The organism is Oceanisphaera profunda (genome assembly GCF_002157895.1).
Classification (GTDB): Bacteria; Pseudomonadota; Gammaproteobacteria; order Enterobacterales; family Aeromonadaceae; genus Oceanimonas; species Oceanimonas profunda.
Map to the genome: position 1 here is coordinate 2,800,557 of NZ_CP021377.1, position 11,348 is coordinate 2,811,904.

Here is an 11,348-nt window from a genome sequence, read left to right on the forward strand (position 1 = left end):
ATGCCGCGCATCCGTCTTCGTCAGATATTGGCCGAGTAAACACGTAAAGTGGTCGTTTTGGGTCCGTTTAGACTATGATGTGCACAAAATAAGGTCAGCTTGTATATAAAAGGTACCAGTTTGCTCATGAGATTTAACTACATAGGAGCATAGTGATGGATGCCATGGTCAATTTTATCAATGACCTGCTCTGGGGAAGTTTATTAGTTTATATGCTGCTGGGAGCGGGAGCGTACTTTACGATACGGCTGGGGTTTATTCAGTTTCGCCACTTTAAGCATATGTTTACGGTGCTTAAACATAGCCGTAGCAGCAGTACGGCCGGCATTTCCTCATTTCAAGCGCTTTGTACCAGCTTGGCGGCCCGCGTGGGCACGGGTAACTTGGTCGGCGTGGCTATCGCCCTGTATTTGGGCGGGCCGGGGGCCATTTTTTGGATGTGGCTGATCGCCTTAATTAGCATGTCTACCGCGTTCGCTGAAAGTTCACTGGCCCAGCTGTACAAAGTGACCGATGAAGAGGGCAACTACCGAGGTGGCCCGGCTTACTATATGGAGCGGGGCTTAGGGCTGCGTTGGATGGGTGCCCTATTTGCGGTATTTTTAATTGTCGCTTTTGGCTTAATCTTTAATGCGGTGCAGGCCAATGCCATTAGTTTGGCCATGAATGTTGCGTTTGATATTCCCACTTGGGTGAGCGGCATTATATTGTCGTTGCTGGCGGGCCTGATTGTATTTGGGGGCTTGCGCACCATAGCGCGGTTTGCCGAGCTAATTGTGCCGGTCATGGCGCTGGCCTATTTATTGATAGCACTCATAGTAGTGGCCATGAACCTCGGCCAAATACCCGGCATTTTGTTGTTAATCGTCAAATCGGCCTTTGGTTTAGAGCAAGCCGGCGGCGGCGTGGTCGGTTATGCGATGACCCAAGCTCTGATTAATGGCATTAAGCGCGGCTTATTCTCTAATGAAGCGGGCATGGGCTCGGCGGCTAACGCGGCGGCTTTGGCGACGCCCTATCCGCCACATCCGGCGTCTCAAGGGTATATTCAGATGCTGGGTGTGTTTATCGACACCTTAGTAATTTGTACCTGTACCGCGGCTATTATCTTGTTGTCTGGCCAATTTGAGCCGGGTTCTGGCGTAACCGGTATTGAATTAACCCAGCGTGCGCTGTCTCATGAAGTAGGCGCGTGGGGTAGCCCCTTTATTGCCATTGCGATTTTGTTTTTTGCCTTCACCAGCATAGTGGCTAACTATGCCTATGCGGAAAATAACTTGGTGTTCTTAGAGCATGAAAATACCGCAGGGTTGTTTACCTTTCGCTTGTTTGCGTTAGGCATGGTGATGTTTGGTGCCATTGGCAAGATAGATACCATGTGGACCATGGCTTATATTTCTATGGGCTTGATGGCCATGATCAACCTAGTGGCCATCTTATTGTTATCTGGAGTGGTGATTAAGCTCGCTAAAGATTACAACGGCCAGCGCAAGCTAGGATTGATCCCTACCTTTGATGTGGCAAAATATCCGGAGTTACGCAGTCAATTAGAAGAGGGTGTTTGGACCGATTCTCGGCCACCCGCACCCCCTAAATCTAGGCTCTTTGAGCCACTATAAGTTCTTCGTGCCGTTACGCGCCACCAGCCAGCTGAAGCGGCTTCTACGGTATGATTTTTTAAATACGACGTCGTTTGCTGGTTTTTGTGCCGCTACGCGCCACTTTTCAACAAAGGCATTGTTATTTTTTATCTATCTCTTCGTCCGTGCTGTTCCGTGTATTCCGTGTATTCCGTGGCAAAAGTACGGTAGTTCAATGTTTTTGTTGAGCTGGGCGCCGGGCGCTCGGCGCTTTATTTCACCTCACACCTCACACCTTACCGTCTGTTAAGGCTGCTCGCCGCGTAAAAATTCTTTACTGATGGTTCTAAAATGCTCGTTGCCCGCGTGGCGCAGTAGCTCAAAGACCACCATTTCTCGGCTAACAATATGTGCGCCGGCGTCACGCATACGCTCTAGCCCCAGCTGGCGATTTTGCTCGGTACGGCTGCCCACGGCATCCGCCACCACAAACACTTCTTTACCTGCTTGAATAAGCTCCAGCACGGTTTGCAGTACGCACACATGGGTTTCCATGCCGCATACGATTACTTGAGAATAATCTTGCCAGTGTGAAGGCAAGCAGTTAGCAGCCACCACTGAAAAATGCATTTTCTCTACTATTTCAGGTTGCTCCACCAACTGGGTAAGCGTGGGCAGGGTATGGCCCAAGCCTTTAGGATATTGCTCGGTAAATAAGACGGGGGTTTCAAGGGTGTAACAAGCCGAAATGAGCCATTGAATACGGGCATGCAACTGCTCACTGTCCTCTATGGCGGGCAGCAGCTTTTCCTGCACATCGATAACCATTAATGCGGCTTTATCCGAGGCTATTAATCCTGACGGGCTTGGTTTGTCTTTAGGAAAACCTGAAATGGCAGACATATTTTTCTCCTGATTATGGCCGAATATCTTGATGCTGAGATTAGGCAGTCAGTATGCCGTGTTTGTGGTTGAAAGAAAAAGGCGCCGATCTGCAGGCGCCTTTGATGTGAGCTGATTTCAACCAGAGGTCACACCTTGAACCCTCCTAGTAATTTGTTCTGTTGTTGCATCTGTTCCAGCATGGCTTGGCAGAATTTTACCTGAGCTATGGCACCGGTAGCCACGTCTTGGCTGATGTCACGAATGTTAGTGGTATTCTGGTTTATCTCCTCGCTGGTGGCGCTTTGTTCTTCCGCTGCGGTGGCGATTTGCAGGTTCATGTCGTTGATACGAGTGATGGCATCGCGAATGCGGGCCAGCACCTCGTTGGCTTCAGTAGCATCCACCGAGGTTTGTGCCGCCAGCTCCTGGCTCTGTTTCATCTTGCTTTCCGTCAGTCTCACGCCACTTTGCAATTTTTCTATCATGCCGCCTATTTCTTGGGTGGACCTTTGAGTACGAGAGGCGAGCGAGCGTACTTCATCGGCCACCACCGCAAATCCGCGACCCGACTCACCGGCTCGTGCAGCTTCAATGGCGGCATTAAGTGCCAATAGGTTAGTTTGTTCGGCGATACCGGTGATCACCGACAAAATGGACTCGATATTCTGGCTCAGTTGAGCCAGTTCATTCACCGAGGCCATGGTGTCTTCCATGTCTGCAGCCAGTCGCTCTATCGCTTGGGTTGAACGGGAAACCACCAGGGCTCCCTGCTCGGTTTCCAGATTGGCGGCGTTGGCGGCTTCGGCAGCGTGTTGCGCATGTTGGGCCACTTCGGTGGCGGTGGCGGCCATTTCATGCATGGCGGTTGCTAGCTGATCCAACTCTTGCAGTTGCATCTGTAGTTGATTTTCGGCTTGTTCCGATTGCCCTGAGGTATCATTGATGCTGGCTTTCAGCTGATGAGAGCTGTCCATGATCTCGCCGATGAGTGTCTGTAAGTGCGCCAAAAAGCCATTAAACTCTGTGGCCACTAGACCAAATTCATCTTGGCGCAGAATGGGCAGTCGTTTGGTTAGATCACCTTGGCCGCCGTTGATATTTACCAACGACTGATGCAGCCCACCAAGCGGTTTTAGCAGGTTGCTCATCAGTAACACCAGTAATACTAGGCTTATCAGCACTCCGCACACCGAAATAAGCAAGGTTTGCCACTGCAGGCTGTCGGCCTTGGCCATCACCACGGCTTCATTCAATATCACGCCTATGTACCACTTTTCGCCTGGCAACTGGGTCAATGGGGTAAAAGAAACCCAGTGAGGCTGGCCTGCCAGAGAATAATGGGTAATCGAGGGCGTTAGCGCCGGGTTCACTCCCTCAAACAGGGTGCTGAGTGACTGACCATTCAGCTCGGCATTGGGGTGAGAAATAATATTGCCGTTTTCAGCAACCAGAAAGGCATAGCCGGCACCGTTGAAGTCGATATGATTAATCGTGTCAGCCACCGTTTGCAGGCTGAGATCACCACCAAAGGCACCTTGAAACTGGCCGTTGGATCGAATGCCAGAGACCACCGAGATCAGAATGTCGCCGGTAGCGGAATCGGTATAGGGTTCGGTCAGTGTTGCTCGATTGGCCTGTTTAGCCAGATTATACCAAGGACGCTGGCGGGCATCCCAATTGGCCGGATTCCAGTTAGGGTCATTGCCAATGCTGCGGCCGCTCTGGCTTTCCAGCCCGCCGAACACAAGTAGAAACTCTTCAGTTAACAGCGGGGTGTCGAACACGCGCTGTACCTGCTCTGGGCTGAAATCGCTATTGATACTCTGTGCCATCATATCGACCAGTTTGAGCTTGGCGTTCAACCAGTTTTCTATCTGGCTGGCCAGAGTGGAGCTAGTCTCAGTGACGGCTGCGCTAGTCTGGCTGCGCAGGGCATCCCTGACTTGTGCAAGCTGCATCCATGACAAGATACTGACCGTCAGTAGCAGCACGGTGGCGGCAGCGATGCCAACTTTGTGGGTTATTTTCATATAACTAGATCCTTTAGCAATGACACCTTTTTATAGCGACTTGTAATCTAGTCGCTTCTTTGAACGTAACCTACTGATTAAATTTGTTTATTGTTATATTTTGCGCTGGTGCACACTTTATGTTGGTCGGCCTGTACTTGTTAGCAATGTTAACAAGATGTTTTATGCTATCGGCATCGAGAGTGGATGCTTGAAGGCCACGAGCCTAAAAATGTCCGCGGGCGATAGCTGTTAGAGGTGGGGAGCGCCTAAATATCAGTTTTTATTGGTGTTTATTTATTTGTCGGGTAGGCTGGAACATAAAATAAAGGAGTCGATATATGGAAGTGCTTTCGCCATTAGAACAAAGAGTTATCGGTTGTTTAATCGAAAAACAAGTTTCTACTCCCGAGGTGTATCCGCTCACCTTAAAATCTTTGCTGAATGCCTGTAATCAAAAAAGTAATCGTCAGCCAGTCTTGAGCGTGACCGAAGCTGAGTTACAGGTCGCGCTCGACTCTTTGAGTGCTCGGCACTTAGTGAATAACTGTGCCGACTTTAATGCTCGCACCGCCAAGTACCAGCATCGCTTTTGTAATACTGAATTTGGCGATCTGCAATTTAATGAACCAGAGCTGGCCATTATTTGCGAGCTGTTAGTGCGCGGGCCGCAAACGCCCGGAGAATTACGCACTCGTACTGCGCGCTTACATCAATTTAGCGATGTGCCGAGTGTAGAAGAAAGCTTGCAGAGCTTGATAAGCAAAGGCCCGTACGTGATTAAACTGGCCAAGCTACCGAGCAAGCGCGATGCCCGCTACGGTCATTTATTTTGTGATGTAGATTATGAGCATTACGCAGATACCGGTAACAGCGAAGACAATCAGGCATTGCATGAAAAGGTAGCCGAGCTACAGGCCAATATCGCTAAACTGCAAGCGCGCATTCAAGAGTTAGAGCAGGAATAGTATTGAGCGCCAAGCGCCAAGCGCCAAGCACCAAGCAAAATAAGAGAGTTTTTTGTTTATGGCCGTCATCCTGACGCGCGTCAGGATGACGGTTTAATCAAAAGTGTCGCAGCGCGCCACCAGCCGGCTAAAGCGGCTTCTACAAGGGCGGTATTTTTGTAGGTGCGGTTTCAGCTGCGAGATTGCGTGCAACAATTTCCACACCTCACAATTTCACAGCCCGTTAATTAAATACCTTCTTGATCAACGCCTCAGGCCCACTCGGCAGACCTACTTGTTGCAGTTGCAGGCGGCCTTGTTCGTCGAGCACTGTGATGGCGTTAGCATGCGCGACCTCGCCATCGGGTAAGCCCATATATTGAATATTTAAGGCCATGGCCAAAATGCGGACGTCTTCATCCTTGCTGCTAAGCAAGTGCCAGTGCTGGTCTAGCTCGCGTTTTTTAGCGAAATGGCGCATCACCTTAGGCGTGTCGCGGGCCGGTGTTAACGACACCAACACAAAACCCATCTTGGCTTGCTGCTCGGTGGTGAGCGCGTCTTGAATGGCTTTCATGTCCGACACAATAATAGGGCAGGCGGTAATGCAGTCTGTATAAACCAGCGCAATAATCTGCTTTTTACCGACTAAGTCTGCCATTTTTAGCGGTTGATTGTGGCTGTCTTGCCATTGACTGTTCAACTGATAAACAGAATCGCCGGGCAGGGCGGCCTGCACATTAAACACAGCTAACAACAGCAATATCAGCAATGTTTTCATAGGGTATCTCCTTGGCGCTCGGTTGCTACTATGTCTTGCGCGCATCTAAAGCCTAGATTTCTTAAGGTGTAGGCGGCTTTCAAACTAGAGCGAAAACCATAACGCATAAAAGCCGCGTAATCCGATGGGTCCGCTGAGCCAGAGGCCGCCGAGCCGCAAAATAAACCTTGGTCTAGGCTGCTGTCGCCCCGTGACTCGCCGGTCACTAAGGCGGTGTTAAAATCTTGGGTCCACTCCCACACCAAGCCATGCAGATCTTGCACTTGCCAGTAATTGGCCGGGCTTTCTCCTACATTTGCTAATTCGGCGGTGGCGGGTTTGGCATACCAGGCCAAAATACGTTGGGTATAGCCGGCTTCTTTGCTGCCATTGGGCCGGTTTTCAGAGGCCTGAGCGGCATACTCCCATTCAGATACACTCGGCAAGCGTTTGCCTTGAGCTTGGCAATAGGCGTTAGCCGCATACCAAGAGACATGGGTGACGGGTTGTTTGGCTTGAACCGCATTGGGCTTGTTATCGAGCCAATGGCTTAAATATTGAGATTCCACAAATAAGGCGGGGGCTTGGCTGGCTTGCCAAGCGGGGGTCTGTTGCACAAAATCCGCAAACTCAGCGTTAGTCACCGGTAATCGGTCCAGTAAAAACGCTGCAACCGGCGTGAGCGGGCTGTCTTTGGTTAAATAAAGCGGTCGAACTTCCCCGCCGGGAAGTTCGACCATTTGCTCAACAGATTGATTCGCGACCTGCAAGTGGGTCGCCGCAAGTGTAGGGGCGGCGGTGTGCAAGGCGGCCAAGCCCAGCAACAATGCCGCGCTCATTAGTGCGCGCTCCCTTCCATAATGATGGCCTTGCCGTCTTTACGGCGCTGCTCTACGTCTTTCGGGGTAATGACTTTGCCATTGTTCTCCCAGCTATTCAGCACATAAGTCAGCACGTTGGCGGTATCTTCATCAGACAAGCTCATGGCCGGCATTATGCTGTCATAAGTGGCGCCATTTACCTTGATCGGGCCTTTTAAGCCGTGGATCACTACGTCAACGGCACGAGTGGTGTCTTCGTTTAAGAAATCAGACTTAGCCAAAGGAGGGAAGGCGCCCGGAATACCTTTACCGTCGGCTTGGTGACAGGCCTGACAGTTAGCCTCATACACGCGCTTACCAAACAGCAGTTGGTCGTCTTTGCTGGTGGCCACTAACTTAGGGCGACCATTGGGAATGCTCTGTACTGCCGAGCCTTCTGGCAAGTACACGTTTTCTGCCACTTTACCTGAGTAAATAACCTTATCTTCGGGGCCATCCACGTTGATCATGCCCAGTGCACCCTTGTTAAAGGCACGAAAGATGGAGTGGTCAACCATGATGAAGTTGCCCGGTACATCCACCTTAAACTCGGCCATTAAGGCACCACCGGCGGGGATCAAAGATGTTTGCACGTTGTGGTTTTCCAGCGTGCCGCCTTCTACCGTCACTTTATCGAAAATCTCGCCAATCACGTGGAAGCTGGAGGCCAAGTTAGGGCCGCCATTGCCCACAAACAAACGCACGGTTTCGCCGACGTTCGCGGTCAACGACTTATCACCGGTCAGTGCGCCCACTGCACCGTTAAACAGCACATAGTCGGCGTCTTCTTTAATGGCTTTATCCATATCAAACGGCTGGAAACCCTGTTCGCCATAAGCGCCTTGGGTATAAAAGTCGCCTTGCATCACATAGTATTCTTTATCCACTTTTGGCAGGCCTTCTTTGGGCTCCACCAATACCAAACCGTACATGCCGTTAGCGATGTGCATGCCCACGGGGGCGGTGGCACAGTGGTATACATACAGACCCGGATGCAGCGCTTTAAAGTTAAATACCGAGGTGTGGCCGGGGGCCGTAAACGAGGCCGCTGCACCGCCACCTGGGCCATTCACCGCGTGCAAGTCGATGTTGTGGGGCATCTTGGAGCTGGGATGGTTAGAAAGGTGAAACTCCACTTCATCACCTTCACGAATACGTAAAAACTGACCGGGTACAGATCCACCAAAAGTCCAAAACATGTACTCTACGCCATCGGCGATTTCCATGACCTTTTCGACGGTTTCCATTTTCACCACCACTTTGGCGGCGTGATCTCGAGTGATCGGCGCCGGCACCATAGGCGGCGCAGTAAGAACAGCATCAATCACCGGCAGGTCGCTGGCCTGTGCGGTTAACGCAAAGGTCATGCCGATGGCGGCGACGATTTTTTTTAATTTCATAGTGTGCTCCCTGCTGTGTGGTTAGCTTATTTTTATTTGAGTGGCTTTTTAATTACTTTTTATAAATGCGCATCTCAGATATAAGTATGCAAAATTCACCATCCATATAAGCTGATGTAGATCAATAAATGAGGTTAATGACTGAAAGTAACAAAATAAAAAACATACGCTGGTTTTGATCCGTTTGTGTCTGGTTTTTTGTGGGCAGAAGCAAAGTCGTGCACTTTTAAAAATTCAAACAAACTGGCACAATACGCACCTCTTGGGGGAGTAACCGTTCGGCGCCTGCCGAAACCATCGTCAACAATCTCTAAGCCACAAGCTTATGGTGATGGTGTTTGGGGTCAATTGACTCTTTAATTGGTGAGACCTGAGTTAAACTTATTCTCTGGGCGGGAACTAAGTTTGGCTCCGGTATCTATAATCCCGCCCTCAACGAGTCTTTATGCAAGCTGCCATTACCTTTACCACAACAGTTACCGCTTATTTATCCAGAATATTCACTACTGCCCATGCAGCCTTATACCAAGGAGCCTTATCATGCTGATGTCTATTGCCGCCATCGTAGTGGGATTGGCTATTTTGGTGTGGAGTGCCGACCGCTTCGTAGACGGTGCCTCGGCCACGGCCCGTTATGCCGGCATGCCGCCGTTATTGATTGGTATGGTGATTGTGGGTTTTGGTACCTCAGCGCCAGAAATCGTAGTGTCGGTGATATCAGCACTGCAAGGTAATCCGGGCTTAGCCTTGGGTAATGCCTATGGCTCCAACATTGCCAATATCGGCTTGATTTTGGGCGTTACGGCACTGATCAGCCCCATCATGGTGCACTCCCAAGTGCTGCGCAAAGAGCTACCGGTTTTACTCGCGGTCACCTTGCTGTCGTTGGCACTGGTGTGGAACGGCATGCTCACGCGTACCGATGCCATCATCTTGCTGGTGGTGTTTGTGCTGTTTATGGGCTGGAGCATTAAGCAGGGCATGAAAAAGCCTGCCGACAGTTTGTCTGGCGATGAAGCAGAGGCGCTGGAAGAGAACACCATGAGCGCTAAAACGGCGTTGTTTTGGTTGGTGGTAGGCTTGTTACTGCTGGTGGCCAGCTCTCGGTTGTTGGTGTGGGGCGCGGTAGACATTGCCCAAGCATTTGGCGTCAGTGATTTAATTATCGGCCTCACCATAGTGGCCATCGGTACCTCGCTGCCCGAGCTGGCTTCTTCCATCGCCGCTATTCGTAAAAATCAGCATGACTTAGCCATCGGTAACGTGATTGGCTCTAACTTATTTAATACCTTAGCGGTAGTGGGCTTGGCGGGGGTGATCAGCCCAATGTCAGTGGCCAGTGAAGTGATCAGCCGTGACTTTATGGTGATGATAGGTCTGACCTTATCGCTGTTTGTACTGGGTTATGGCTTTAAAGGCCGACCAGGGCGCATTAATCGTTATGAAGGCGCGCTCTTATTGGCCATTTATCTGGCTTACACCGGTTGGCTGGCGCAAGGGGTGATCAACGCCGCTTAATGTTTATTTTCGATTAAACTTAAACTTAAACTTAAAGTTAAAAGACTCAGACCCAGCTTAATGCTGGGTCTTTTTGCTTAAAGCGCGCTGAGTTTTATATCTAAGATCAACCTGGCAAAGACAACACTCTGTCCTTGCGAGGAGTGCAACGACGCGGCAATCCATGGTTGGGACCCTGTGCAGGCGTGCAGAATGGATTGCCGCGCTGCGCTCGCAAAGACGGCATAAGGGCATAACACACCAGCTTCTTGGTTGTCATACCGGGCGAGATCCGGTATCTCGCACTTGGTACTAAAACCAAAACGAGATCCTGACGTGCGTCAGGATGACGGCATAAAAAAGGCCAGAGCCCCATCCCTTTGTCCTTGCGAGGAGTGTAACGACGCGGCAATCCATGGTTGGGATCCTGTGCAGGCGTGCAGAATGGATTGCCGCGCTGCGCTCGCAAGACGGAATAAGGGCATAACACACCAGTTTCTTGGCCGTCATACCGGGCGAGATCCGGTATCTCGCACTTGGTACTAAAACCAAAACGAGATCCTGACGTGCGTCAGGATGACGGCATAAAAAAGGCCAGAACCAAACCCCTTCGTCCTTGCGAGGAGTGCAACGACGCGGCAATCCATGGTTATGTACCGCGCCGCTGTAGCGTGGATTGCCGCGCTACGCTCGCAATGAACAGAATAAGGGCATAACACACCAGTTTCTTGGCCGTCATACCGGACGAGATCCGGTATCTCGCACTTGGTACTAAAACTAAAACTAAAACGAGATCCTGACGTGCGTCAGGATGACGGCATAAAAAAGGCCAGAGCCCAACCCTAACCTTGGTCCTTGCGAGGAGTGCAACGACGCGGCAATCCACGGTTATCTACTGCGGTGCCGGGCGTGAGTTTAACATTGATTTAGCGGTGACATAGTCGCAGAATGAGTCTAATAACATCCTGATTTTTTTACATAAAAAGGGCATGTGGCCCTCTAAATAAACAATATAAGCAGAGATAAATATGAAACATCGATTACTGTTATCAGGCTTAGGTGTATTGCTGGCACTGAGCGGTTGTTCAGAGCCCGCCACAGAGGTGGCCTGTGATGCCCCCGCAACCATAAAATTAGTGAAAGAGTCGGTCAATTCCGTCTTGTTAATGCAGACTGGCGCAGACGACAGCGTAGAGTTTGCTTATGAGTTAACGGCCATCGACACCCAAGAGACGAACACCGAAACTGGTGCCTTAGTCTGCAGCGCAGACTTAGCCGTGACCATTAAAGATGAAAACCTGAACGACACGCTTAATACGGCCATTAACTATAGCGTTGAGCTCAACGAAGCAGATAAAACGCTCTATGTTAAGGTGTTTGAAAACACACCTTAAAATTGATAATTGTTAA

At 50.3% G+C, this 11,348-nt stretch carries 9 protein-coding genes; 4 read left to right on the top strand and 5 right to left on the bottom strand.

The features are described 5' to 3' along the window. Positions 1-155 precede the first annotated feature (155 nt). Positions 156-1,619 (top strand): alanine/glycine:cation symporter family protein, encoded by a 1,464-nt coding sequence (locus CBP31_RS12400; protein WP_087037737.1) that lies wholly within the window; start codon positions 156-158, stop codon positions 1,617-1,619. 267 nt (positions 1,620-1,886) lie between these two features. On the opposite strand, the gene CBP31_RS12405 is transcribed toward CBP31_RS12400, so the two are convergent. Continuing rightward, positions 1,887-2,483: a hydrolase gene (locus tag CBP31_RS12405; RefSeq protein ID WP_087037740.1), complete on the bottom strand. Its 597-nt coding sequence runs from the start codon at positions 2,481-2,483 to the stop codon at positions 1,887-1,889. Positions 2,484-2,611: 128 nt separating this feature from the next. Further along, the gene (locus tag CBP31_RS12410; RefSeq protein WP_087037743.1) at positions 2,612-4,495 is read right to left on the bottom strand and encodes a methyl-accepting chemotaxis protein; all 1,884 of its coding nucleotides are present in this window, start codon (positions 4,493-4,495) and stop codon (positions 2,612-2,614) included. Between the two features lie 320 nt (positions 4,496-4,815). Between CBP31_RS12410 and CBP31_RS12415 the strand changes: the two genes are divergently transcribed. Beyond that, positions 4,816-5,442, top strand: coding sequence for a YceH family protein (locus CBP31_RS12415; protein WP_087037745.1), 627 nt, complete (start codon positions 4,816-4,818; stop codon positions 5,440-5,442). A 223-nt stretch (positions 5,443-5,665) separates the two neighbouring features. Here CBP31_RS12415 and CBP31_RS12420 read toward each other — a convergent pair whose 3' ends face one another. The 3 genes from CBP31_RS12420 to nirK are packed head-to-tail and all read right to left on the bottom strand — an operon-like array spanning position 5,666 to position 8,441. After that, positions 5,666-6,202, bottom strand: coding sequence for an SCO family protein (locus tag CBP31_RS12420; RefSeq protein WP_161492522.1), 537 nt, complete (start codon positions 6,200-6,202; stop codon positions 5,666-5,668). Beyond that, positions 6,199-7,020 carry a formylglycine-generating enzyme family protein gene (locus tag CBP31_RS12425; protein ID WP_087037750.1) on the bottom strand — a complete coding sequence of 274 codons (822 nt, stop codon included), beginning with the start codon at positions 7,018-7,020 and terminating at the stop codon, positions 6,199-6,201. Before CBP31_RS12425 ends, CBP31_RS12420 begins: the two co-directional genes overlap by 4 nt. Beyond that, a complete protein-coding gene (gene nirK, locus CBP31_RS12430) occupies positions 7,020-8,441 on the bottom strand; it encodes a copper-containing nitrite reductase (RefSeq protein ID WP_087037752.1) in 1,422 nt (473 codons plus the stop codon). The genes CBP31_RS12425 and nirK overlap by 1 nt, the downstream gene beginning before the upstream one ends. Positions 8,442-8,981: 540 nt before the next feature. Here nirK and CBP31_RS12435 point away from each other — a divergent pair. Next, positions 8,982-9,959: a calcium/sodium antiporter gene (locus CBP31_RS12435; RefSeq protein ID WP_087037755.1), complete on the top strand. Its 978-nt coding sequence runs from the start codon at positions 8,982-8,984 to the stop codon at positions 9,957-9,959. Between the two features lie 1,007 nt (positions 9,960-10,966). Continuing rightward, entirely contained in the window at positions 10,967-11,332 is a 366-nt protein-coding gene (locus CBP31_RS12440) for a hypothetical protein (RefSeq protein ID WP_087037757.1), read from the top strand. Positions 11,333-11,348 lie beyond the last annotated feature (16 nt).

Bases quoted from the DNA above. Each gene is read 5' to 3' on its own strand.
- CBP31_RS12400 (WP_087037737.1), top strand. From the start codon at position 156: ATGGATGCCATGGTCAATTTTATCAATGACCTGCTCTGGGGAAGTTTA.
- CBP31_RS12425 (WP_087037750.1), bottom strand. From the start codon at position 7,020: ATGAGCGCGGCATTGTTGCTGGGCTTGGCCGCCTTGCACACCGCCGCC.
- CBP31_RS12405 (WP_087037740.1), bottom strand. From the start codon at position 2,483: ATGTCTGCCATTTCAGGTTTTCCTAAAGACAAACCAAGCCCGTCAGGA.
- CBP31_RS12435 (WP_087037755.1), top strand. From the start codon at position 8,982: ATGCTGATGTCTATTGCCGCCATCGTAGTGGGATTGGCTATTTTGGTG.
- CBP31_RS12415 (WP_087037745.1), top strand. From the start codon at position 4,816: ATGGAAGTGCTTTCGCCATTAGAACAAAGAGTTATCGGTTGTTTAATC.
- nirK (WP_087037752.1), bottom strand. From the start codon at position 8,441: ATGAAATTAAAAAAAATCGTCGCCGCCATCGGCATGACCTTTGCGTTA.
- CBP31_RS12410 (WP_087037743.1), bottom strand. From the start codon at position 4,495: ATGAAAATAACCCACAAAGTTGGCATCGCTGCCGCCACCGTGCTGCTA.
- CBP31_RS12420 (WP_161492522.1), bottom strand. From the start codon at position 6,202: ATGAAAACATTGCTGATATTGCTGTTGTTAGCTGTGTTTAATGTGCAG.
- CBP31_RS12440 (WP_087037757.1), top strand. From the start codon at position 10,967: ATGAAACATCGATTACTGTTATCAGGCTTAGGTGTATTGCTGGCACTG.